This window comes from Streptomyces sp. NBC_01465 (assembly GCF_036227325.1).
Taxonomy (GTDB): Bacteria; Actinomycetota; Actinomycetes; order Streptomycetales; family Streptomycetaceae; genus Streptomyces.
The window spans coordinates 5,950,604-5,974,235 of sequence record NZ_CP109467.1; the positions used below are offsets into that span (position 1 = coordinate 5,950,604).

Consider the following 23,632-nt stretch of genomic DNA (forward strand, 5'->3'; position numbering starts at 1 on the left):
CATCGCGCGGTGGGTACGAGCCGGGGTGAGGCCAGGCCGTGCGAGGGGAGAGAACCACGTGAACGTGCAGCCGATTTCGGGGACATCGGCCGGGGGGCGGCGCAGGCGCAGGGGCCTGTTGGCACTGGTACTGGGAGCGCTCCTGCTCCTGGTGACGGCGTGCGGCGGCAGCGGGGGCGGATCCGGCGGCGGGGACACCGGCGGCAAGGGCAAGCAGAACGCCGGCAAGAAGGTCGACGAGAACACTCCGTCGGTCGCCGTCGTGAACGTGACCCCCAAGGACGGCGCCGACTCGGTGGCCACCAGCGGCGTCCTCAAGATCACCGCGGACCAGGGCAAGCTGACCGCGGTCACCGTCCAGGACACCAAGGGCAACGCGGTCGCGGGCACCATCGCCGCGACGGGTGCGAGCTGGGAGCCGACGGGACATCTGCCGGCCTCGACGAAGTTCAAGGTCCACGCGGTCGCCAAGGACGCCAAGGGCCGTGAGTCGGCGAAGGACACGACCTTCACCACGCTCGTCCCGAAGAACACCTTCATCGGTCAGTACACGCCGGAGAACGGCGCCACGGTCGGCGTCGGCATGCCGGTCTCGATCCGCTTCACGCGCGGCATCACGCACCCGGACGCGGTCAAGAACGCGATCAAGGTGACGGCCGATCCCGCCGTGCCGGTCGAGGGCCACTGGTTCGGCAACGACCGCCTGGACTTCCGCCCCGAGAAGTACTGGGCGGCGGGAACCAAGGTCACGCTGAAGCTGAACCTCGACGGCGTCGAGGGCCGTCCCGGTGTCTACGGCAAGCAGATCAAGACCGTGAAGTTCACGGTCGGCCGCAGCCAGGTCTCCACCGTCGACGCCAAGACCCACATGATGACCGTGGTGCGCGACAACAGCGTCTACAAGAAGATCCCGATCACCACGGGCAAGCCGGGTTACGAGACCTGGCAGGGCCAGATGGTCATCAGCGAGCGCCTCCCGGTGACCCGGATGAACGGCGAGACGGTCGGCTACGGCGGCGAGTACGACATCAAGGACGTCCCGCACGCCCAGCGCCTGACCGACTCCGGCACCTTCATCCACGGCAACTACTGGGGCGGCGGCGCCTTCGGCAACTACAACGCCAGCCACGGCTGCGTGGGCCTGCGCGACGTGCGGGGCGGGGGCAGCAACGGCTCCCCGTCGGCCTGGTTCTACGAGCACTCGATGGTCGGCGACGTCGTCGTCGTGAAGAACACCCACGACAAGACGGTCGACCCGGCCAACGGCCTCAACGGCTGGAACATGTCCTGGTCGGAGTGGACCAAGTAAGCAGTCCTGTACGGGGGCCCGGTGCTGTGACCAACGGCACCGGGCCCTTCTGTGACTGTGCTTTCTGGGGGAGCCCCCAGACCCCCCGACCGTTAACGTGGCCGTATGACTGTGAATCTCGAAGTCTCCGAAGGCGTCGGCACCATCCGCCTGGACCGCCCCCCGATGAACGCCCTCGACGTCGCCACCCAGGACCGGCTGCGCGAGCTCGCCGAGGAGGCCACGCGCCGAGACGACGTGCGTGCGGTGATCGTCTACGGCGGCGAGAAGGTGTTCGCCGCCGGAGCGGACATCAAGGAGATGCAGGCGATGGACCATGCGGCGATGGTCGTACGCTCCCGGGCGCTGCAGGACTCCTTCACCGCAGTGGCCCGTATCCCCAAGCCCGTCGTCGCCGCCGTCACCGGCTACGCGCTGGGCGGCGGTTGCGAGTTGGCGCTCTGCGCGGACTTCCGCATCGCCGCCGACAATGCCAAGCTCGGGCAGCCCGAGATCCTCCTCGGCCTGATCCCCGGCGCGGGCGGCACCCAGCGCCTGGCCCGTCTGGTCGGCCCCTCCAAGGCGAAGGACCTCATCTTCACCGGCCGTATGGTCAAGGCGGACGAGGCCCTGGCCATCGGCCTGGTCGACCGGGTCGTGCCGGCCGCCGAGGTGTACGAGCAGGCGCACGCCTGGGCCGCCCGGCTCGCCCAGGGCCCCGCGATCGCGCTGCGCGCCGCCAAGGAGGCGATCGACACGGGCCTGGAGACGGACATCGACACCGGGCTCGCGGTCGAACGCACCTGGTTCGCAGGCCTGTTCGCGACCGAGGACCGCGAGCGCGGGATGCGCAGCTTCGTGGAAGAGGGTCCTGGCAAGGCGAAGTTCCAGTAGCCGTTCACCAGTTGGGAGTATTAGCTGCACCTTAAGAGAGCCTTAAGGTGCAGCCGCCCCATACTCATGGTGATCACTCGTGCGCGCGGTGTCATCGCAGGTCAGGGCGGACAAATCAGGGTGCTGCCTGCCTCTGTCATATGCCGATCGACGCCTCTGGAGGGTGTTACTCCGGGATACCGATTCCTCCGGATCACCCCCAGGGCCCGCATTCTGCGGCCATGATGGACCCATGGCGGGCCTGGAGGGTGTGGAGCAGCCGCGGCAGCGTGGTAACGCGACCGCGGCGCGGTGGATACCTGCCGTCGAGGACGAACAGGGCCTGAAAGCCCTTGAGTTGTTCGGAAACCCGACGGACGGCGAGGTGCGTCTTCCCTCGCGCCCGGAGTCCGCTGCGACCGCGCGCCGGCTCGCCCAGTGCGTCGTGCTGCGCCAGTGGGGCCTCTCCCCGCAGACCACCGAACACGCGGTGTTACTCGTCTCCGAGCTCGTGGGCAACGCCGTACGCCACACCGGCGCCCGCGCCTTCGGGTTACGGATGCTGCGCCGCCGGGGCTGGATCCGTATCGAGGTCCGTGACCCGTCCCGCGGCCTGCCCTGTCTGATGCCGGTGCACGAACTGGACACCAGCGGCCGCGGCCTCTTCCTCGTCGACAAGCTCTCCGACCGCTGGGGCGTGGACCTGCTGCCGCGCGGCAAGACCACCTGGTTCGAGATGCGCGTCTCCGACCGCTGAAGCACCGCTGAACCACCGCTGAAAACCCGCCCACGCAGAAGCCCCCGGGTCGGCCGGGTTACGGCGCTGCGGGGGCTTCTGTGGAGCGCCGTGGAATGGGGGGTGTTTCCACGGCGGCTTTGGACGACCTGGCCCGGGTCAATGGGGGTCGATGACTCGACTATGGCAGAGAAGCCCGCCGAGTACCAAAGTCCCTACTCGGACAAAAGTCCGCATACCATCACAGTTTAGATGTGAATCGTAGGTGACGTCGGCCACTCACCTGGTAAACGATGAATGAATATCCGATCCGGCGAGTAATTGCCCGGACCGCCGTCGACGCGCAGGGCCCTGAACCGGCTCAATCAAGATCTTCCTCCCCTTCCGCCCCTTAAATGGCTGTTGTGACTGAGATCGACCGCCGCAGCGCACTGCGCGCCGGAGCGGGCGCGGCCATCGCGGGGGCCTTCGCAGCAGGCTGTACGGAGTCCGACCCCGCCCAGCACGCAGCCGCACGCCCCGCCTCCGCGCCCCCCGCCCCGTCCCGGAAGCCCCCACCGACCGCATCCCCACGCCCCGCCCCGGCCCCCCGCGCCTTCCCCGGACAGCCCGAGCAGATCGAGCACGGCCCCCGCGACCGCCCCAAGGTCGCGCTCACCTTCCACGGCCAGGGCGACCCCGCCGTCGCCAAGGCCGTACTCGCCGAGGCCGAACGCGCCGGCGCCCGCGTCACCGTCCTCGCCGTCGGCACCTGGCTCGACGAACAGCCGCAGATGGCCCGCCGCATCCTCGACGGCGGCCACGACCTCGGCAACCACACCCTCCACCACATCTCCATCTCGGCCATGTCCGAGCAGGAGGCGTACGCGGAGATCACCGGCTGCGCCGACCGCCTGCGCCGCCTGACGGGGTCCATCGGCACCTGGTTCCGCCCCTCGCGCACCCAGTACGCGACCCCGCTCGTCCAGAAGCTGGCCCGCCGCGCCGGATACCCCCACGTCCTCTCGTACGACGTGGACTCCCTCGACTACACCTCGCCGGGCGCGGACGCCGTCACCCGCAACGTCGCCGACCGGGTCGGCAACGGGTCCGTGGTCTCCCTGCACTTCGGCTACCAGGACACCGTCGCCGCCCTGCCCGCCGTCCTCGACACACTCGCCCGCCGCGGACTGCACGCGGTGACGACCACGGAGCTGCTCGCCTCATGACCGCCCAGCGCACCCGCGCCACCCTGCTCGCCTCGGCCTGCGTCCTGCTTGCCGCGCTCGCCGGCTGCTCCACCCCCGCGGAGAAGAGCAAGCCCGAAGCGCTCGCCGCCACCAAACAGGCCCCCGCCCGGCCCGCCGCCGAGGGCAAGAAGGCGATCCCGGCCGGACTGCCCGGGATGCCGCCGGTCCTCGACGCCAAGGACGTCTACGCCGCCGACCGCCCGAACGCGCTCTCGCCGGTCGTCAAGAACTACCCCTCGCGGGTCTACGTCCCCAACACCAACTCCAACACCGTCTCGGTGATCGACCCCAAGACGTACAAGGTCATCGAGACGATCCCGGTCGGCGAACAGCCCCAACACGTCGTCCCCTCCTGGGACATGAAGACGCTCTGGGTCAACAACGACCGCGGCAACACCCTCACCCCCATCGACCCGATGACGGGCCGCGCGGGCAAGACGGTCGACGTCCACGACCCGTACAACCTCTACTTCACGCCCAACGGCAAGTACGCGATCGTCATGGCCTCGCTCGACCGCGAACTGGTCTTCCGCGACGCGCACACCATGAGCCGCGAGAAGACCGTCCCGGTCACCTGCTACGGCGTCAACCACGCGGACTTCTCCGCCGACGGCCGGTACTTCATCGTCTCCTGCGAGTTCTCCGGCGAACTCCTCAAGGTCGACACCGAGAAGATGAAGATCGTCGGCCAGCAGCGGCTTCCCTTCCAGGGCGCTATGCCGCAGGACGTGAAGATCTCGCCCGACGGCAAGACCTTCTACATCGCCGACATGATGGCCAACGGGATGTGGGTCCTGGACGGCGACAAGTTCACGACCCCGAAGCTGCTGCCCACCGGCAAGGGCTGCCACGGGCTGTACGTCAGCCGCGACTCCAAGGAGATGTACGTCTCCAACCGCGGCGAGGGCACCATCTCCATCTTCGACTTCCCGAAGAACCGCCTCACGAAGAAGTGGCACCTCCCCGACGGCGGCAGCCCTGACATGGGCGGCGTCTCGGCGGACGGCAAGGTGCTCTGGCTGTCGGGCCGCTACAACGCGGAGGTGTACGCGATCGACACCGTCACCGGCAAGGAGCTCGCCCGCATCCCGGTCGGCGACGGCCCGCACGGGCTTGCGGTGTATCCGCAGCCGGGGCGGTACTCCTTGGGGCACACGGGGATCTTCCGGTAGCCACGCACGGGTTCAGGGGGCGCTGACGCTCTCCGGCAACATCAGCGCCTCCGACCCCACCGCCCGGTACCCCGCCGCCTGGAACGCCCGCACACTGCGCGCGTTGCCGGGCGCCTGCTGCGCCCACACCACCTCGTCCGGTACGAGATGCCGCGCCGCCACCGCCAGCCGTACGCCGAGCCCCCGCCCCCGCGCCGACTTGTCCACCTCGATCGCGGCCTCCCAGCGGCCCGCCACACCCCGGCCGAGCACCACGACCCCGCCGTCGGCCGCCCACACCCGCACCCCGTCGCGCCGCCTGCGCGAGGTCACCACGCGCGGATGGTCCTGGTCCTCGATCTCCTTCAGTACGAGATCCGGCTCGCCCGGCAGCGCGGGCGCGACCGTGAGCAGGTCGATGGTGTCCATGCGGCGTCCTGTCCGGGTCAGCAGCGCCGCCAGGAACCCCGGGTTCATCGCGGCGGCCAGCGCATCGCTCCGCGCCGCCGCCAGCTCCTCCCGTACCCACTGCGGATCCTCGTCGGTGAAGACCACCGAGTGCGCGGTGAAGGCCAGTACCCCGGCGTCCCGTGCGCCGGGCTGCCCGAGGACCGTCACCGCGCCGTCCATCGGCGGGAACCGCCCGCGCGCCGCCGCTGCCAGAATGCCGGCCAGTGAGTCACCCATGGAATCCGTCCCTCTCCTCGGCTTGAGTCTCCACCGACTGGAAGGCAGACACTCAGAGACATGATCGACGAAGGCCCCGAACAGCTCACCATCGGGCAGCTCTCCCGGCGCACGGGACTCTCCGTGCGCACCATCCGCTACTGGTCCGACATCGGCGCTCTGCCGCCCGTCGGCCGGTCGGCGGGCGGCTACCGGCTGTACGACGCACAGTCCCTGGCCCGCCTCGAACTCATCCGCACACTGCGGGAGTTGGGGCTCGGCCTGGACGACGTACAGCGGGTGGTGGAGGGCGAGCGCGACCTCGCGGCCGTGGCCGCCGCCCATGTGGCGGCCCTGGACGCGCAGATCCGCACGCTCCGGCTGAACCGGGCCGTCCTGTCGACCGTCGCGAAGAGGAAATCCGGAACCGAGGAGATGGCACTCATGAACAAACTGGCACGGCTCTCGGCAGCCGAGCGCAAGCAGATCGTCGACGACTTCGTGGACGAGATCTTCGGCGGCATCGACGCCGACCCGCTGATCAGGGAGCGCGCCGAGCACTCCGCGGTCGACCTGCCCGACGACCCGACCCCCGAGCAGGTCGACGCCTGGGTGGAGCTGGCCGAACTGGTACAGAACCCTGCATTCCGGCAGCAGATGCGGCAGATGGTGGAGTTCAACGCACAGGGGCGGGCCGCGGAGGGGCCCGGGCAGGAGCCCGGGGCGTTCAAGTGGTTCGCGACACGGGTCGTGCAGGTGGTCGGCGAGGCCCGCGAACAGGGCATCGCCCCCGAGTCCCCGGAGGCCGTCGAGGTCCTGCACCGCCTGCTCGGCGGGGACGCGGACCTGGCTGCCGTACTGCACCGCATCGAGGGCTCCACCTTCACCGACGCCGACCGCTACCGGCAGCTCACGGCGGTGATCAACGGCCGCACACCCCAGCCCCGGCACCACGAGGACTTCGGTTGGCTGGCCGCTGCACTCCGCGCTCACCACGCCGGTTAATCTGACCAGCGTCAAAAAGCACGACATCGGACAAGGGGTGGACCCAGTGGCGGACATCGAAGAGGCACGCAAGGCGTTCGGGCGGCTCGACGTCGACGGCGACGGCCGGGTGACGGCAGCCGAGTACAAGAGCGTCATGGCGCAGCTCGGCGACTTCAACGTCACCGAGACCGTGGCCCAGGCCATCATCAAGGCCAAGGACGGCAACGGCGACGGCAAGCTCTCTTTCGAAGAGTTCTGGGCTGCTCTCAACAAGTAGTGGTCAACTCTCGGTAATCTGCCGTGCCATGGAGCCGTTACACGGACAGGCACAGCGCTGGATGAGCAGCGCCGTAGGCCTCGCTGCGCTCGCCGCCGACGAGGAGCAGGCGCCCTATCTCATGCGCCAGCTGAGTGATTACTGCGCCGACCTGCTGTCGGTGGCCTCGGCGAGCGTGCTGCTCGCCGAGGCCACCGACAGCGGCGGTCCGGGGGAGGAGTGCCTCGACCAGGACGCCGCGCTGGTCAATGTGGACCTGCGGGAGCAGGAGGAGCGCTGGCCCGAGTTCGCCGGGCGCGCCCTGGCGGAGGGCAGGACCACAGCCACGCTGCTGCCGCTGCACGGGACGGAGGGCTCGGACCCCGTTGCCGTACTGCAACTGCTGTGCGCCGAGCGCGAGTTGTCGACGTGCGAGGTCGACTCGGCGCAGCATCTCGGGGATCTCGCCGTACTGCTGCTGACGCAGTTCCGCGAGCTGCAGCAGGAGCGGCAGACCACCGGGCAGCTGAACGAGGCGCTGAGCAGCAGGATCGTCATCGAGCAGGCCAAGGGGATGCTCGCGGCACAGCTGGGGGTGGCTCCCGACGAGGCCTTCAACGTCCTGCGCGGTTATGCGCGGTCGCGGCGCCTGAAGCTGCGGGGTGTGGCGCAGGCGGTCGTGGACCGCGAGCTGGTCCTGGATCCGGCAGCCGACTGATCCCCGTGCCCTAATCCGAGTGAACCTGCAGGTCTCTCGGGTGTGCCCTCGCTCCGTCCGGGATACGACAGATCCATGGTGATCGCGGTCCGGCCCGTCCTGGTGGCGCTGATGGTGGCGTTCCTCGGGCTGCTCGCGCACGATGCCGCGGTGGAGCCGGGGCGCGATGTGCGGACCGCCGCGGAGTCCTCGTACGCCGCCGGCTGCGAGAGCGAACCCCATGCGGAGTCCGCCGCCCCGGTGCACGCGCCCGGCCGGCGCGGGCCGTTCTGTCCGCTGCGGCCGGTTGTCGAGGGGCCGGCCGCGATTCCGGTTCCGTACGCGCTCGATGCCGTACGTGCGCCGGGCCTGATCTCCAGTGCCACCGCTCTGCGGGCCGTGTGCTGTGTGGTGCTGCGCTGCTGAGAGGCCCGTGCCCTCGGACAGCGGAAGTGCCCCCCACACACATGCACCTGGCACCAAGGACGGTTCTGTCATGCCCATCGACCCCTTTGCGGCGCTGAACGCCATGCTGCGCGCCGAGGCCGCGCGCTTCACCCCGCCGCCGCGTACCGGTCCCGTACCGGAGAAGGCCGCCGAGCCCGAGGCCGAGGAGGCGCGGGAGGAGCGGGGCGAGAAGGAGATGTAGGGCGAGCGGGGCCCGGCGGGCCGTGTGTCCGCCGGGCCCCGCGTCCCTCACGCGCCGACGGTGACCGTGAAGCGGACCGGGCTGCCGTCGTGGGCGGCGCCGGAGACGTCGGGCTGGCCGTCGGGGCGTACGTCGTCGTACGGGAAGGCGTAGCCGATGGGGGAGTTGGCGTGGACCACGCGTGACCAGTGGTTGGTGATGTCGCCCTGGTAGTAGTCGGCGGTGGTGGTGCCGTTCGGCTGGGTGGGGTGGGTCAGCATGATCGAGCGGTTGAAGCCGGCAGCGAGGCGGGCGAGGATCGCCTTCTTGTCGTCGGAGTCGGCCGGGTTGTTGGTGAACGGGCCGTGGTTGCAGGTGAAGACGTCCTTGGAGACGGGCTTGGTGAAGGTGTGCCCGCCGATGAAGGTGAGGGTGTCGCCGCTGACCCGTCCGGTGACGGTGCCGCGGCCGCCCTGCAGGTCGATGGCGAGGTCGGTGGAGCGGTACTTCTCCCAGACCTGGTCGATGTACGCGGTCCACAGGTCGCGGAACGGCATCTGGTCGGGGCGGTCGAAGAACGGGGCCATCAGGTTCTGCGGGGAGATGACACGCAGGACCTTTCCGTCGGCGGCGCGGATGACCAGTTGGTCCCAGGGCTGGCCGTCCTTGGCGGCCTGGGCGGTCAGGTCGGCGGCGATGCGGTCCACGGCGCCGTCGGGGAGCGGGGCGACGGTGTGGGTCTCGGTGCCGGTGAGGGTGAGGCCGATGGGGAGTGCGGTGACCAGGTCGACGTAGGAGATGTTGGCGTAGAGCTGGTCGGGGTTGAAGGTGAACTCGCAGAACGACCAGGTGCGGCCGTAGTTCGCGTCGGTGGAGGTCGCGAAGGCGGGCTCGACGAGGGACGGGCCGGGGTTGAGGTAGAAGGAGAGGGTGTCGTCGCGTACGAAGTAGACGCGGGCGCCGTACATCTGAGGCAGCGTCAGGACGACGGGGCCCGCGCCGGCCCCCTTGAGGGGGATCGCGCAGTCGACGGGGAGCGGGGTCTGCGGGGCGCCGGGGGAGTCGGGGTGGTAGACGCTGCCGTCGGCGCGCAGGAGGACCCAGCGGTCGGTGCCCTGCTCGTGGCCCGTGACGTAGGCGTTGACGTTGCCGGGCAACGACTTGTTCTCCAGGGCGAGTTCACAGGTTGCGGCCGAGGCGGTGGCGCTCCAGGTGGGGTAGGTGAGCGCTGCGGCCGCGGCGGCGGTGCCGGTCAGGAACAGTCTGCGGGATATCACGCACGTCTCCTGTGGTGTGGGGGGTGGGGGAGGTGCGTTCCACACTGTTGCGAGACCCGGAGATGAGGTCAATACCTGTGACTGAGAGCGCTCTCAATTATTTCGTTCCTTCACAACTTGATGGCTGTGGTGCTGAGTTCGCCGCTGTTCGCAGCTGGAAGCCGGGCGGCGGCGGGCCCTCGGTGGCGCCGCCGCCCGGCTCCGGCGGCTACTCGCGGATCAGGTTCATGGAACGCGCACCTCCGTCAGGGGTGACGCGGGGTCACACGGGGCGTGCGGGATTCATACGCAAATGCCTCTGCGCGCCCCGGATGATCCGCCGCGGAAGCGGAAGGATTCTCCTTGCCCTCCATTACGCCTGGAAGGCGCCGATCCGCACATCGGTCCCCGGACCCCGGACTGTTGAAGATGTGCCGGTGTTGAATGCACCGGCGCGTGCGAGGAGGAAGACGTGCGCGTTGCGCGGACCCCCAACCCCCGGCTCAGAGCGCTGCTCGGGGAGTCGGGGTGGACCGGACAGGCGCTCGCCGACGCGGTCAACGCGGCGGCCGCCGAAGCCGGGACGCGGCTGCACTACGACCGGACCGCCGTCGCCCACTGGCTCTCCGGTACGTGCCCGCCCGCCCCGGTCGCCGGATTTGTCGCCGAGGTGCTCTCGCGCCGGACACGGCGCGAAGTTACGGTGGACGACACGGGGCTGGCGCGGACGTCGGGGCATTGCGGGGTGCCCGGCAGCGCTGCCGCCGCGCTGGAGGACATCGTGGCACCTCTCGAAGAGCTGGCGGGGCGGCGTGCCGTGCTGCGCTCGACCGTATACAGCCTGGCGGCGACGCAGCTGCCGTCGTTCGCCCAACTGCCGCCCCCGGTGGCCGAGTCGAAGCACCGTACCGAAGGCCTGCGGATCGACGGCTCCCACGTCCGCACCGCCACCCTCATGCTCGGTGTCTTCTCCGACGCCGACACGGCGTTCGGCGGCGGCCGCTCCCGGCAGGCCCTCGCCGCTTTCCTCGGTACGGACATGGCGCTGTGGCTGCGTTCGGGAGGTGCGCCCGGGGTGCGCGCCCAACTCCTGGCCGCTGCCGCGGACTTGACGTACCTCGCCGGGTTCATGTGCTTCGACGACCGGCTACAGGGTGCCGCGCAGCACTACTACACCGCCGCCGCCCGGCTCGCCTCCGCCGCCGGGGACCCGGCCCGCTACGCGCTCGCGCTGCGCGGGATGAGCGTGCAGGCCCATGAGCTCGGCCATTGTGCGGAGTCGCTGCGGCTCGCGTCAGCCGCCGTGGCGAGCGCGCCGCCGGGCGGACCGCGGGTCGCGTTCTTCACCGGGCAGCTGGCGGTGGCCTCCGCCGCGGCCGGCGACCGCAGGGCCGCGCTCACCCATCTCGCCTCTGCCGAACGGGCGTTGGCGCGGGCCGATCTGGCGGGCGCGGGCATCGGTGCGTACCACCAGGCCTCGCTCGCCCACCAGCAGTCCGAGACCCTCGCCCTCCTCGGCGACCTGCCGCGCGCCGCCGAACTCCTCGCGCTGTCCCTGCGGCACCGCCCGCCGGGGGAGCGCCGCTCGCGTGCGGTCACGAAGGCGCGGCTGGCCGGGATACGGCTGCGGATGGGGCATGTGGAGCACGCCTGCGAGGACTGGCGGGGCTTCCTCGATGACCACCCGATGCTGGAGTCGGGGCGCGCGGACGCCGCCCTGCGCTCTCTGCGCAGGGAGCTGCGCCCGTACGCGGCTTCGGTGCCTGCGGCGCGGGACGTGCTGGCCAGGGCGGGTGCGGGGGCGCGCTGAGGCGCTTCAGGTGCGGCGTCCCGGGATGGTGGTCGAGGACGGCGTGACGGGGGACAACTCCACTGTTCCGACCCGGCGTTCGACCGCTGCGGCGGGTCCGAGTCCGGTCAGTGCGGCGGCGAGTTCGCGGGCGAGGGCGGGGTCGGCGCCCCGGGCCGCGGTGATGCCGACCGATGCCGTACCGGCCAGCCATTCGGGTCGGATGTCCTCGGGGCCTGCGGCGAAGTGGAGCGGGATCATGCCTGCCGCGTGGAGGGCGGTGTCCTCGGGGTCGGGGGCGCCGGCCACGATCAGGGCGTCGCAGAAGGAGGCCAGTTCCCTGATGGTGGAGCGCCGGTCGCTGGCGGCGTAGCACACGGTCTTCGGGTCCTGCGGGACCAGCAGTGGGAAGCGTTCGCGCAGGGCGACCGCCACCGACCCGGTGTCCTCCACGGGCAGTCCGGGCTGCAGGACGACGGCGACCCGGGCGGGGTCGTCGATCCGTACGTCGTGCACGCCTCCCACGTCCTCCACGAGCAGGACGCCGCCGGGGGGTGCCGCGTCCAGCAGGACCGGCAGCACCGCATGCCCCTCGCGCCCCACCACGAGGACGGTGTCGCCGCGGGACGCGAACCGCAGCACCTCGTCGCGGGCCGACAGCGCGAGCGGGCAGAGCCCGGCGGCCTGGGCCCCGTGCTCGCGCGCGCCTTCGCAGCGGGGGTCGGGTGCGCCGAGCACGATGCGCCGGGTCCGCATCACCTCGGCGCAGGCGGCGACTTCGGCTTCGACGTCGGCGCGGCAGGCGACGGCGAGCCCGGAGGGGGTCTCGTCGCGGCCCAGGTACGTGACGGCGCGGACGGGTACGGCGCCCTCGGCGGTGGCGGCGAAGGGCGCGTACCGCACGTCGAGTCCGCGGCGTCGCAGCGCCCCGCCGAGGAGGGCTGCGGAGGGGCAGACGACCTGTCCGCGCGAGGGGTGCCCGAAGGCGGTGGCGACCACGGCTTCACCGGGCAGCACCGGGAGTGAGGTGGCCAGGGTCTCCTGGCGGCGGGATCGGTTCATGATCGAATACTGGGGTTCCTGGCGGGCCCAGCAGCACACGACAGCGGTTTGCAGGGCCGTACGGACGAACTACCGGCCACCTTCGCGGACCCCGCCCGCACAGGACAAGGGAGTATGCCGCCGTGACGGGGCCGCACTCTTCACACGGGGGTGAAGGGCGGGGACGGTCGTGCCGGACCCGCATGGCTCAGCCTGCGGTGAGCCGGTCCGCCCGAAGCTTCCGGTACTGCCCCGGCGCCACCCCGTACTCCCGTTTGAAGGCCTTGGCGAAGGCGAACTCCGAGGAATATCCCGCACGTTCGGCCACCTGACGCAGTGGCGTCTCGTCCGTGCGCAGCAGCCTCCCCGCCGTCGTCATCCGCCACCAGGTCAGATACGCGAGCGGCGGCATGCCCACCGTCGCGGTGAACCGCCGCGCGAAGGGTGCCCGCGAAAGGCCCGAGAGCACTCCGAGCTCCTCCACCGTCCAGGGGTGCGAGGGCGCGTCGTGGACGGCGCGCAGCGCGGTGGCCACCGACGGGTCGGCCAGGGCCGCGGCCCAGCCGGCCGGGTGTCCGTCGCAGTGCCGCTCGCTCAGCCACCAGGCGCGCATGATGTACAGCAACAGGGTGTCCAGGAGCGTGGAGACGACCGCGTCGGAGCCCGGCTGCGGATCCTCCAGCTCGGCGCCGAGCAGTTCGACGGTCGTCCGCAGCGAGCGGTGCGCGCCGAACCGCGCGGGCAGGTGCACCACCGCGGGCAGCTCGGCCAGCAGGGGGTGCATGCGGCTGCGGTCCAGCTGGTAGGCGCCGCACAGCATCACCGCGGACGGCGGTTCCGGGCGCGTACGGTCCCGGGCCGGCCCGGGCCACGATCCGTCCGGCTGCAGCGTGAACTCCTCGAGTGCCACGCCTGGTTCGCTCGCCAGCGCATACCCGCGCCCGTGCGCGAGGAAGGCGATGTCGCCGGGGCCGAGCCGTACGGGTTCGGTGTCGGGGTCGTCGGACATCAACCAGGCCGACCCCTGCAGTACGACATGGAATCCGACCCCGCCGGTGTCGGGGAAGCGGATCCCCCACGGTGCGTGCCGCTCGGTCCGCGAGGAGTGCGGCCGCCCCGTCCGCATCGCCACGATCGCGTCGCTGAGTACATCCATGTCCGCACGGTAGCCCACTCGCTCCGCACCGAGACGATGGGACAGGAACGGGAGACATTCGGCCATGGATCGTCTCGTGCACCGCGCATAGCGTCACTCTCATGACGACCACCACTGCGCGCACCGTACTGTTCGACGAGATCGGCGGACCCGAGGTCCTCAAGATCGAGGACCTCGGGCTCCCCGCGCCGGGACCCGGCCAAGTCCTCATCCGTAACCGGGCGTTGGGCCTCAACCGCGCCGAAGCCCTCTTCCGCGCCGGTACCTACTACTACCAGCCGACCCTGCCCGCCTCCCGCAACGGTTACGAGGCCGCGGGCACCGTCGAGGCGGTCGGCGAGGGTGTCACCGCATTCGCCCCCGGCGACCCCGTGATGACGGCGGGAAACTTCGAACTCTCCGCCCACGGCGTCCACGCCGAGCTGGTGCTCCTTCCCGAGTCGGCGGTCGTGGCCCGTCCCCCGGAGGTGGACCCGGTCACCGCCGCCGCGGTCTGGGTCACCTACTCCACGGCGTACGGCGCCCTGATCCGGACCGCGGGCATGCAGTCCGGCGACCGCGTGCTGATCACCGGCGCCTCCAGCGGTGTCGGCACCGCCGCCCTTCAGGTCGTACGGCGCGCGGGCGCGATCCCCATCGCCACCACCCGTACCGCCGCCAAACGGCAGCGGCTCCTGGACCTGGGCGCAGCCCATGTGATCGTCACCGACGAGCAGCCGGACCTGGTGAAGGAGGTCGGGCGCCTCACCGGATCGGCCGGCGCCGACATCGTGCTCGACGCGATCGGCGGCCCCGCCTTCGCCACCCTCGGTGACGCCACGGCCCCGGGCGGCACCCTGGTCCTCTACGGCTGGCTCTCCGGGGCCCCTGTGGCGCTGTCCGGCAACTGGCCCCTGACGGTGCACGGTTACGCCAACCCGGCCGTCGTCAGGACCGAGGAGGGCCGCCGCCGCGCCGCGGCGTACATCACCTCCGGTCTCGCCGACGGCACCCTGAACCCGGTGATCGCCGAGACCTTCGACGGCCTGGACCGCATGGCGGACGCACACCGGCTGATGGAGTCCAACACCCACACCGGCAAGATCGTCGTCACGCTGTAGCCGCAGCGGAGCTGCCACTCCCGCAAAGGCGTCGACGGGATGCCGTGACCGGTGTCATTCTCGGGTTACGGCGACATATTCCAGCCTTGGGTGCGACATGACGGCATTACGACGGTACGCGACCGGCCCCGGATCCCGCAGAGAAGCATGGGGGGTCGCCCTCCTCCTCTGCCTCCCCCTGGCCGCGTGCAGCGGCCAGGGCGGGCCGGGGGGCGCGAACGGCTCGGGCGGCGAGGCGGGGGCGACGATCGCGCAGGGGGCGACGGGCGAGAGCGCCGCAGGCGGTGGCACGGAACCCGGCGGTACCGCCGGGGGCGCCAACGGCGGTGGCACGAGCAGCAGTTCACCGGGCGGCAGCACAGGGAGAGGGGCCGCTGGTGGCGTGAGTCCGTCGGGCGGACGCACCGGCGGCGGCACATCGAGCGGCAACACCGGCGGCGGCACATCGAGCGGCAACACCGGCGGCGGAGCCCCCGGCGCGCCCGGCGGCGCAACCCCCGGCGGCAATGGCGGCAACGGCGGTGGCGGCGGCCCCAAGGCGCCAGGATCGCCCCTGAAGATCCCGGTGGTCGTACTCGAGGGCAAGCCCATCAACCCCGAGGGCCGTACCAACGAGAACGGTGAGTTCGAAGAGAGCATCTGGCCCACCATCGAGGGCCAGTTCAGGGACGCGTGCGGCGACCACACGGTCTGCGTCACGCTGGTGCGCAGGTACGAGACCCTCACCGGTGTCAGTCCTTGCGGTTACGCGCGGACGGAACCGGCCGGCGACACCGTGGTCGCACGAGGCAAGAACACTGTGGTCACCGTCATCGGCGGCCTCCCGTGCCCGCCGCCCTCCCCGCCGCCGTCCCCGCTGTCGCCGTCCCCCTCACCCGGCACCACCTCCCCGGCCGCCTCCCTCACGACATCCGCGCCCCCTGCCGGTCCATGACGGACGAAGCACCCCCCATCCCACCCGCCGGCACCGTCAGCATCCGCCGCCTGGGCACCCTCTTCGGCGCCGTCGCGGCCCCCACCACCTTCGTCACCGCACTGCTCTACTTCTTCGGCTACTTCCACGCCTACTGGTTCTTCGACTACTTCGGCATCAACTCCACGGTCCTGGGTCTGAGCACGGTGGACTACCTCCTCCGCAGCCAGGACGCCCTCTTCGTCCCGATGACCGTGACCGCGGCCGCGGTTCTGGCGGCCTTCTGGGCATACGCCTTGTTACGTACTCAACTGGCATTCAGGGCCCGCCCCGAAGTGCTGCGCATCGCCGTCCCGGCCGTGGCGGGCGCCGGACTGCTTCTCTCCCTCGGTGGATTCTGGAGCGTCCTGGCCCCCACGTTTCTCAACGACCACCTGGTCGCCGCCCCGCTCAGCCTCGCCTCCGGCGTCGTCCTGCTCGGCTACGCCCTCCACTTGAACCGCGTCGCCGCCGCAGCCCCACCAGCCCCCGCACCGGACCCCGCACGCGACGACGACACGGACGACACGCCCTCCGTCCCGCCACCACCCGAACCACCCCGCGCCGCGCGCCCGGGATGGGCCGACACAGCCGAGTGGGCCGTGCTTTTCGTGCTCGTGGGCCTGAGCCTCTTCTGGGCCGCCAGCGACTACGCCTCCGCGGTGGGCCGGACCCGAGCGCAGCAATTCGTGGCGGGAATGCCGGCCTACCCCACCACCGTGCTCTACAGCGCCCGCGCCCTCAGCATCGAAGAACCGGGCGTCCACGAGACCCGCTGCCGCAACCCCAAGTCCGCCTACCCGTACCGCTACGACGGCCTCAAGCTGATGCTCAACTCCGCCGACCAGTACGTCTTTCTCCCTCAGGGCTGGACCCCCACCACCGGCTCCGCCCTCCTGATCCCCCGCACCGACACCATCCGCCTGGAGTTCCTGCCGCCCTACGCCGTCCCGCCGCCCGCCTGTTGAGACAGCAGACTTGGCACGCGCTTTACACACCATTCCGCAACCGCGCCGCCCACCCGCTTGTCTCTATGAACGTTGAATCGAAGCAGTAGTGACGTGAGTGGAGCGGGACATGGGGCGGGGCAAGGTCGGCATAGGTATGGCGCTGGTGGTGAGCGCGGTACTCGCGGGAACGAGCGCATGCGGGGGCAACGCGTCGGCCTCGGACGACTCCAAGAACGGGGCCGCGAAGGGCGGCTCGTCGGCCAAGGCGTCCGTCAGCGCGAAGCCGTCGCCCACGCACCCCACGGGCCCGCCGATGCTGCTGGAGTCGATCGCTCCGCTGGACAAGGCGACGGTCGGGGTCGCGATGCCGATCTCGATCGTCTTCACCAACCCGGTGGCCTCCAAGGCGCACGCGAACATCGAGAAGCACCTCAAGGTCTCGGCCTCGGTGCCCACCCAGGGCGCCTGGCACTGGATGGGCAACCAGCGGGTCGACTGGCGTCCGAAGGAGTACTGGAAGTCCGGCACCAAGGTCCGGATCGACGCCGACCTGAAGTACGTCTCCAACGGCAGCGGCCGCTACGGCACCCACGGCTACACGCACTCCTTCACCATCGGCGACGACGTCCGCGCCGACGCCTCGGTGACGGGCCACACCATGAAGGTGACGCGCAACGGCGCCCCGGTGCGCACCCTCTCCATCAACGCGGGCAGCGCCGAGTACCCGACGTGGAACGGCACCATGGCCGTCATCGACAAGCAGGAGAAGGTCCACATGACTTCCTGCAGCGTCGGCATCAGTTGCGACAAGAACAGCGCCAACTACTACAACCTGACCCTTCCCTGGGACGTTCACCTGACCCAGTCCGGCACCTACGTCCACTACTCCACGGGCGACACCAACCCGGGCTCCGGCAGCGCCCGCGGCTCGCACGGCTGCGTCCACCTCTCGCTCTCCGACGCGAAGTGGTTCTACGACCAGGTCAAGCAGGGCGACCCGATCACGGTCACCGGCTCGCCGCGTGCCAAGGCCTCCGCCGACAACGGTTACGCGTCCTTCAACCTGTCGTGGTCGCAGTGGCTGTCCGGCAGTGCGAGCGGGGAGCAGACCACCGCCACGCTCTAGAAGGTCAGTGCTCGAAGTTGATTGGAACGCGCGAGTTTCGATCAAAGTCTTCCGTGCTCCCGCTCTTTCGTTCCATAGTGCTCTCGGCAGTGCACCGAGAGCGGACCGAGAGAGCGGGAGCGTATGTACGGATCGCGCAGGCGGGCCACATCCTTGTCCCTGACGGTGTCCACCACCGTTCTGGCCCTGCTGGCTGCAGCCGCCCCGGCGGTCGCAACCTCCCCGCACGCGGGCAGCCGTGACATCCAGTACGTCGACTGCTCGGCGGCCGGCAGCCGCCGGACAGGCTCCGCCGCCGCCCCCTGGCAGACCCTGGACCAGGTCAACACCCTTGCCCTGAAGACGGGTTCGCAGATCCTGCTCCGCCGCGGGACCCGCTGCGAGGGCACCCTGGCCCCCCGGGGCACGGGCCGCCCCGGCGACCCGATGGTGATCGGTGCGTACGGCAGCGGCGCCAAGCCCGTGATCGACGGCAACGGGAACCCCGAGACGCTCCTCCTCAAGAACACCCAGTGGGTCGAGGCCAGGGACCTGGAGATCACCAACAGCGGCAGCCCCGGTACCAACAAGCGCGGAGTCCGGGTGCAGTTGGAGGACTACGGCACCGGCACCCACTACCGCCTCACCGGCCTGGACATCCACGACATCCGCGGCGACGACGCCAAGGGCACGGCCGGATCGGCGGGTATCCTCTTCTCCGTCACCGGTTCGGCGAAGCCGACGAAGTTCGACGACGTCGTGGTCGCGGAGAACACGGTCTCCTCCGTGGACCGCGAGGGCATCTACTTCGGCTCCACCTGGAACAACCGCCCCGTGCACGGCGATTACGACCCCAACGGGCCCGCCTACCTGCCGTCCACCCGGGTCGTCGTCCGCTCCAACACCCTCAAGGACCTGGCCGGCGACGGCATCGTCATCACCGCCACCGACGGCACACTCGTCGAGCACAACCGCCTCGACGGATTCCAGCGCCGCTCGTCCGGATACAACGCGGGCATGTGGCCGTGGAACGCGGACAACACCGTCTTCCAGTACAACGAAGTGTCCGGCGGCGAGACCACCCGCGACGGCATGGCGTACGACGTCGACGAGGGCACCTTCGGGACCGTCTTCCAGTACAACGTCAGCCACGACAACGCGGGCGGCTTCTTCCTGGTCTGCACCGCGACCGGCACGCTCGGCGACGCGGTCATCCGCTACAACGTCAGCCGCAACGACCACTACCGGGGCATCGAGACGTGCTCCGGCTCCTTCGACGGCGTGCGCGCGTACAACAACACCGTCTACGTCGGCGACGGCGTCAGCCAGACCGTCGTCAACGAGAACACCACGAACAAGCACGGCCTGACGCTGACGAACAACATCGTGGTGAAGGAGGGCGCGGGCACGGCCGGCTTCAGCCTGAAGAGCGGCGGCGTCACGCTCGCGCACAACACCCTGGTGGGCGTCGCGAACACCCCCGCGAACCCGGGCGGTTCGACGGCGGACCCGCAGCTCACGGACCCGACGGGCCCGCTCCCGTACGGACTGCGGCTGCGCACCGGGTCACCGGCGGTCGGCGCGGGTGAGGCGGTGGCCGGCAATGTGAGCAGGGATCTGTACGGGAACCCGGTCGGGAACCCGCCCAACGCCGGTGCGTACGAGGGGCCGGGCGTGGGCGGGTAGACCCCGGACCTCAGGCCAGCAGATCGATCGCGTCGATCGCCGTCCCCGCACTGAGATAGGAGGTCGTGCCCGAGCCGCTCGCGACGTAGATCTTCAACGTGTTGTACGCGCTCGTGTCGGTCAGCCAGGCGCTCGCCGGGACGCTGTACGTGAAGGTGTTGTTGTTGCCCCGATAGGAGCCCACCGTCAGCGACCGCGTGCTCGGCTGCGTCGGCGGGGAGGGGACGGCGGAGGTGTAGGTGTCGTTGACGACGATCTGCGGGCGGCCGTTCGCGTACGCGGTCGTCACGCCGATGCGCAGGGTGTGGGCGGCCGCCGCCTGGGCCGCGGTCAGTTTGAAGTAGACGGTGATCCCGCTGTTCACGTCCTTCCACAGATAGCAGGGGAAGGACGCGGTCTCCGTGCCGCTGCCGATGACGACGTTGCCGGTCCAGGACGCGGCGCGCGGGTCGGAGGGGTGTGCGTACGTCATCAGGTCGGCGTTCTTCAGGCCGCCGGGCGAGCCCGTCCAGTCGCCTATGCGCCAGATCGCGGAGGCGTTGGACGGGTCGTTGGTGGAGGGGACGGCGATGGTGTTGAGGGTGGTCGTGGCGCCCGCCGTGACGGTCACCGACGTGGTGTACACCGCGAGTTCGGACTTGAAGACGGTGAGCGTGTACGTACCGGGAAGCGCGCCCCCGATCGAGAACCAGCCGTCGGACGCGCGGGCCGAACCCCAGTACTGGGCAGTGGAGTTGGCCAGTCCCACCGTGTACGGGTAGGCGGTGTCGCGGCCCGTGATGCCGACGCCCGCCACCCGGCCCCGGCCGCTCGCGGCGACGTACCCCGAGAGGCCGAGGCCGTCGGCCCAGGGGGTGGTGAGGTTGGCGTGCGAGAGGGAGGAGGAGGGGGCGGCGCCGTCGGTGAAGGCGATGACGTAGGGGCCCTGGAGGCCGAAGCGCTGGGCCTCGGTCTGGTTCTCGCCGTAGTAGAGGATCTCGTACAGGCCGCCGCCGTCCGCGGACTGGTGGCGCAGGAGCGAGCGGTAGAACGGGCCGCCGGAGGCCTTCTCGTGGTTGGAGCGCACCACGTACAGGCCGACGCTGCCGGTGGTCCAGCCGATCGCGTCGTAGTCGATGACGCGCAGCTTCGAGTAGTGCTTGGAGCGGGTCTGGCCGTCGGCCTTCGCGAACACGTCGGCCGCTTCGATGGTGCTGGTCGTGTACGTGTAGGAGTCGGGCTCGTCGTTGAGGAACAGGCCGGCCTTCACACGCACGATGTAGCGGGTCGCGGAGACGGACGTGTCGGCCTTGTTGGTCCACAGATAGACGTTGTTCTCGCCGCTGCGGGCCGCGTAGTAGTGCTTGAGCGTGCCGTACGCCACCGAGATCAGGATGGTGGAGCCGGACTGGGTGATGGTCACCGTGGAGGTGCCGAGGCCCGACTCGATGTGGGAGTTCTTGCCGCCGTAGCCCTGGTACTCGGTGCCCTTGTAAACCAGGGAGGTCAGGTCGCCGTTGGTCTTGCTGACCTTGAAGACGAGGTCGGCGCCGGTCGTGACGACGTAGTTCGAACCGTCGTCGGTGTAGCCGAACGCGGCCGCGTCCGCCGACGCGGCGAGCGGACCGGCGACGGCCGCGGTCGCCGCGGCAGCGGCGGCGGAGACGAGGAGGGAGCGGCGTGCGAGGTGTTTCTGCGGCTCGGTCATGACCCCTGGTTGCCGCCTGGGGCAAGGAGGTTGCCCCGATCTTCCTGTGAAACCGAGGGGCGGGCTCAGCGGCTCCCGTCCTTCTTCGCCCACCCCAGGGCGTAGAAGACGATTCCGGCGGTGAAGGCTGCGGCGCCGAGGTACTTGGCGTCGTTCCTGGACGAGTCCAGTTCGGTCAGGAACGTGACGACCGCGGCGACGGCCAGTACGGCGACGACGGTGACGGCGGTGGTGCGTTTCATGGGCGTCGGCCCTTTCTGTCGCGTCGCGGATCTAGCCGAACGGATTGCAGACGACGCCGCCCACGCCGACGGGGACGCCCACCCAGTAGAGGTAGGTCCAGCCGTTCTGGTGCTGGCAGACCTGCACCGAGCCGGCGAGGATCGCGAGGGCCGCAGCGACCGCTCCCGCGTACGGGCCGCCGCCCAGCAGGGCCGCGAGCGTGCTGACCCCGGAGCCGGTCCAGGCGGCGCCCTCGACCTTGTTCGTCAGCCAGGCGTCGAGGCCGACCTCGATCCCGTACCAGTGGGACTTGATGTAGCCGTGCGGGCCGTCGGCGGCGAGCCGTCCGGCCGCGGCGCCGCTCGTCGCGAAGCCTGCCGGGGTCATCGTCAGGTGGCCGGCCCTGATGTGGTCGTTCAACTGGGCGACGTATCCGAGCAGTTGACGCAGCATGGGCTTCGACACCTGTGCGAGTACGGCCCTGGGTGCGTCGATGGTGAACCCGCGCCCGGAGTAGGTGACGTAGGGGTTGAGTACGTGCAACGGGCTGGATTCCGGCGCGAGTTCACCGGGTGGGATGTCGACGCCCGCGGTGATGGTTGCGGACGCGGGGGTGGCGGCCGCGACCGCCACCGGTGACGTCGTCAGGAGGAGGCCGGTGACGCAGGCCAGGGCTACGCCACTCGTCCTCAGGAATCTCTTGCGCATTCACTCAGCGTGGTCGGACACTCCGGGAAAGTCACGCATTGCTACCGAGGTGCACCCGAAGGTGTGACATCAGCACTCGATGATGTTCACCGCGAGCCCGCCTCGCGCCGTCTCCTTGTACTTCACGCTCATGTCCGCGCCGGTCTCCTTCATGGTCTTGATGACCTTGTCGAGGGAGACCTTGTGGCTGCCGTCGCCGCGCATCGCCATCTTCGCCGCCGTGACGGCCTTGACCGCCGCCATGCCGTTGCGCTCGATGCACGGGATCTGGACCAGACCGCCGACCGGGTCGCAGGTCAGGCCGAGGTTGTGCTCCATGCCGATCTCGGCCGCGTTCTCGACCTGCTCGGGGGAGCCGCCGAGGACCTCGGCGAGGGCGCCCGCCGCCATCGAGCAGGCGGAGCCGACCTCGCCCTGGCAGCCGACCTCGGCGCCGGAGATGGAGGCGTTCTCCTTGAAGAGCATGCCGATGGCGCCCGCGGAGAGCATGAAGCGGACGATGCCCTCCTCCTCCGCGCCGGGCACGAAGTTCATGTAGTAGTGGAGGACCGCCGGGATGATGCCCGCCGCGCCGTTGGTGGGGGCCGTCACGACGCGGCCGCCCGCCGCGTTCTCCTCGTTGACCGCCATCGCGTAGAGCGTGATCCACTCCATGGCGTGTGCGAGGGGGTCGCCCTCGGCGCGCAGCTGGCGGGCCGAGTGGGCCGCGCGGCGGCGGACCTTGAGGCCGCCGGGGAGGATGCCCTCGCGGGACATGCCGCGCGAGACGCAGGCCTGCATGGCGCGCCAGATGTCGAGGAGGCCCGAGCGGATCTCGTCCTCGGTACGCCATGCCTTCTCGTTCTCCAGCATCAGCCCGGCGATGGACAGGCCGGTCTCCTGCGTGAGGCGCAGCAGCTCGTCGCCGCTGCGGAAGGGGTACTTCAGGACCGTGTCGTCGAGGACGATCTTCTTCTCGCCGACAGCGTCCTCGTCGACGACGAAGCCGCCGCCCACCGAGTAGTACGTCTTCTCCAGGACCGGGGCGCCGTCGATGTCGTACGCGAAGACCGTCATCCCGTTGGCGTGGTACGGCAGCGCCTTGCGGCGGTGCAGGATCAGGTCCTCGTCGAAGTCGAAGCCGATCTCGTGCATGCCGAGGAGGTTGATCCGGCCGGACTGCTTGATCTGCTCGACCCGCTCGTCGGCGTGCTCCACGTCGACCGTGCGGGGCGACTCGCCCTCCAGGCCGAGCAGGACCGCCTTGGGGGTGCCGTGCCCGTGACCGGTCGCGCCCAGCGAGCCGTACAGCTCGGCGCGTATCGCGGTGGTGTGGGCCAGCAGGCCCTCGTTCTTGAGGCGGCGGGCGAACATCCGGGCCGCACGCATGGGGCCGACCGTGTGGGAGCTGGACGGGCCGATGCCGATCGAGAACAGGTCGAAGACCGAGATGGCCACGAGAGGACTCCTATAGGGGTTGGTAGACGCCG

The 23,632-nt window shown here is 70.4% G+C and carries 24 protein-coding genes; 16 read left to right on the forward strand and 8 right to left on the reverse strand.

Going from position 1 to position 23,632, the window contains the following annotated elements; all coding sequences use genetic code 11:
* Positions 1-58 precede the first annotated feature (58 nt).
* The 5 genes from OG707_RS28110 to OG707_RS28130 all read left to right on the forward strand — a co-directional run bounded on the left by OG707_RS28110 (position 59) and on the right by OG707_RS28130 (position 5,298).
* Positions 59-1,309 (forward strand): L,D-transpeptidase, encoded by a 1,251-nt coding sequence (locus OG707_RS28110; RefSeq protein ID WP_329123102.1) that lies wholly within the window; start codon positions 59-61, stop codon positions 1,307-1,309.
* Positions 1,310-1,414: 105 nt separating this feature from the next.
* The gene (locus OG707_RS28115) at positions 1,415-2,182 is read left to right on the forward strand and encodes an enoyl-CoA hydratase/isomerase family protein (protein ID WP_329123104.1); all 768 of its coding nucleotides are present in this window, start codon (positions 1,415-1,417) and stop codon (positions 2,180-2,182) included.
* Between the two features lie 232 nt (positions 2,183-2,414).
* Positions 2,415-2,918, forward strand: a complete 504-nt coding sequence (locus OG707_RS28120; RefSeq protein ID WP_329123106.1) for an ATP-binding protein — start codon at positions 2,415-2,417, stop codon at positions 2,916-2,918.
* A gap of 374 nt (positions 2,919-3,292) precedes the next feature.
* Complete coding sequence (locus OG707_RS28125; protein ID WP_329123108.1) at positions 3,293-4,105, forward strand: polysaccharide deacetylase family protein; 813 nt, start codon at positions 3,293-3,295, stop codon at positions 4,103-4,105.
* Complete coding sequence (locus OG707_RS28130) at positions 4,102-5,298, forward strand: YVTN family beta-propeller repeat protein (protein ID WP_329123110.1); 1,197 nt, start codon at positions 4,102-4,104, stop codon at positions 5,296-5,298. The genes OG707_RS28125 and OG707_RS28130 overlap by 4 nt, the downstream gene beginning before the upstream one ends.
* A 12-nt stretch (positions 5,299-5,310) precedes the next feature.
* Here OG707_RS28130 and OG707_RS28135 read toward each other — a convergent pair whose 3' ends face one another.
* On the reverse strand, positions 5,311-5,964 hold the full coding sequence (locus tag OG707_RS28135; protein ID WP_329123112.1) for a GNAT family N-acetyltransferase: 654 nt from the start codon (positions 5,962-5,964) through the stop codon (positions 5,311-5,313).
* A gap of 60 nt (positions 5,965-6,024) precedes the next feature.
* Between OG707_RS28135 and OG707_RS28140 the strand changes: the two genes are divergently transcribed.
* The 5 genes from OG707_RS28140 to OG707_RS28160 all read left to right on the forward strand — a co-directional run bounded on the left by OG707_RS28140 (position 6,025) and on the right by OG707_RS28160 (position 8,532).
* On the forward strand, positions 6,025-6,948 hold the full coding sequence (locus OG707_RS28140; protein ID WP_329123114.1) for a helix-turn-helix domain-containing protein: 924 nt from the start codon (positions 6,025-6,027) through the stop codon (positions 6,946-6,948).
* Between the two features lie 46 nt (positions 6,949-6,994).
* Positions 6,995-7,207, forward strand: a complete 213-nt coding sequence (locus OG707_RS28145) for an EF-hand domain-containing protein (RefSeq protein WP_329123116.1) — start codon at positions 6,995-6,997, stop codon at positions 7,205-7,207.
* A gap of 28 nt (positions 7,208-7,235) precedes the next feature.
* Positions 7,236-7,904 (forward strand): ANTAR domain-containing response regulator, encoded by a 669-nt coding sequence (locus OG707_RS28150; protein ID WP_329123118.1) that lies wholly within the window; start codon positions 7,236-7,238, stop codon positions 7,902-7,904.
* Positions 7,905-7,979: 75 nt separating this feature from the next.
* The gene (locus OG707_RS28155; RefSeq protein WP_329123120.1) at positions 7,980-8,309 is read left to right on the forward strand and encodes a hypothetical protein; all 330 of its coding nucleotides are present in this window, start codon (positions 7,980-7,982) and stop codon (positions 8,307-8,309) included.
* Positions 8,310-8,379: 70 nt separating this feature from the next.
* The gene (locus OG707_RS28160) at positions 8,380-8,532 is read left to right on the forward strand and encodes a hypothetical protein (protein ID WP_329123122.1); all 153 of its coding nucleotides are present in this window, start codon (positions 8,380-8,382) and stop codon (positions 8,530-8,532) included.
* Between the two features lie 47 nt (positions 8,533-8,579).
* On the opposite strand, the gene OG707_RS28165 is transcribed toward OG707_RS28160, so the two are convergent.
* Positions 8,580-9,788, reverse strand: coding sequence for a glycoside hydrolase family 64 protein (locus OG707_RS28165; RefSeq protein ID WP_329123123.1), 1,209 nt, complete (start codon positions 9,786-9,788; stop codon positions 8,580-8,582).
* Positions 9,789-10,239: 451 nt separating this feature from the next.
* On the opposite strand from OG707_RS28165, the gene OG707_RS28170 reads away from it, so the two are divergent.
* A complete protein-coding gene (locus tag OG707_RS28170; protein ID WP_329123125.1) occupies positions 10,240-11,577 on the forward strand; it encodes a hypothetical protein in 1,338 nt (445 codons plus the stop codon).
* Positions 11,578-11,583: 6 nt separating this feature from the next.
* Here the strand turns inward: OG707_RS28170 and OG707_RS28175 are convergent, their stop codons facing one another.
* Together OG707_RS28175 and OG707_RS28180 are read right to left on the reverse strand one after the other, a co-directional pair.
* Positions 11,584-12,618, reverse strand: coding sequence for a hypothetical protein (locus tag OG707_RS28175; protein WP_329123127.1), 1,035 nt, complete (start codon positions 12,616-12,618; stop codon positions 11,584-11,586).
* Positions 12,619-12,805: 187 nt separating this feature from the next.
* Complete coding sequence (locus tag OG707_RS28180; protein WP_329123130.1) at positions 12,806-13,753, reverse strand: AraC family transcriptional regulator; 948 nt, start codon at positions 13,751-13,753, stop codon at positions 12,806-12,808.
* Positions 13,754-13,854: 101 nt separating this feature from the next.
* Here OG707_RS28180 and OG707_RS28185 point away from each other — a divergent pair, with 101 nt between their 5' ends.
* From OG707_RS28185 to OG707_RS28205, 5 genes are all read left to right on the forward strand, one after another.
* The gene (locus tag OG707_RS28185; protein WP_329123132.1) at positions 13,855-14,853 is read left to right on the forward strand and encodes a zinc-dependent alcohol dehydrogenase family protein; all 999 of its coding nucleotides are present in this window, start codon (positions 13,855-13,857) and stop codon (positions 14,851-14,853) included.
* A 97-nt stretch (positions 14,854-14,950) separates the two neighbouring features.
* Positions 14,951-15,787, forward strand: a complete 837-nt coding sequence (locus tag OG707_RS28190) for a hypothetical protein (RefSeq protein ID WP_329123134.1) — start codon at positions 14,951-14,953, stop codon at positions 15,785-15,787.
* Positions 15,784-16,773: a hypothetical protein gene (locus OG707_RS28195; RefSeq protein WP_329123135.1), complete on the forward strand. Its 990-nt coding sequence runs from the start codon at positions 15,784-15,786 to the stop codon at positions 16,771-16,773. The genes OG707_RS28190 and OG707_RS28195 overlap by 4 nt, the downstream gene beginning before the upstream one ends.
* A gap of 109 nt (positions 16,774-16,882) precedes the next feature.
* The gene (locus tag OG707_RS28200; RefSeq protein ID WP_329123137.1) at positions 16,883-17,881 is read left to right on the forward strand and encodes a L,D-transpeptidase; all 999 of its coding nucleotides are present in this window, start codon (positions 16,883-16,885) and stop codon (positions 17,879-17,881) included.
* A gap of 165 nt (positions 17,882-18,046) precedes the next feature.
* Positions 18,047-19,546, forward strand: a complete 1,500-nt coding sequence (locus OG707_RS28205) for a hypothetical protein (protein WP_329123139.1) — start codon at positions 18,047-18,049, stop codon at positions 19,544-19,546.
* 10 nt (positions 19,547-19,556) lie between these two features.
* On the opposite strand, the gene OG707_RS28210 is transcribed toward OG707_RS28205, so the two are convergent.
* From OG707_RS28210 to OG707_RS28225, 4 genes are all read right to left on the reverse strand, one after another.
* Positions 19,557-21,233, reverse strand: a complete 1,677-nt coding sequence (locus tag OG707_RS28210; protein ID WP_329123141.1) for a rhamnogalacturonan lyase B N-terminal domain-containing protein — start codon at positions 21,231-21,233, stop codon at positions 19,557-19,559.
* A gap of 65 nt (positions 21,234-21,298) precedes the next feature.
* On the reverse strand, positions 21,299-21,475 hold the full coding sequence (locus OG707_RS28215; protein ID WP_329123143.1) for a hypothetical protein: 177 nt from the start codon (positions 21,473-21,475) through the stop codon (positions 21,299-21,301).
* A 31-nt stretch (positions 21,476-21,506) separates the two neighbouring features.
* On the reverse strand, positions 21,507-22,163 hold the full coding sequence (locus OG707_RS28220; RefSeq protein WP_329123145.1) for a hypothetical protein: 657 nt from the start codon (positions 22,161-22,163) through the stop codon (positions 21,507-21,509).
* Between the two features lie 69 nt (positions 22,164-22,232).
* Entirely contained in the window at positions 22,233-23,600 is a 1,368-nt protein-coding gene (locus OG707_RS28225) for an L-serine ammonia-lyase (protein ID WP_329123147.1), read from the reverse strand.
* Positions 23,601-23,632 lie beyond the last annotated feature (32 nt).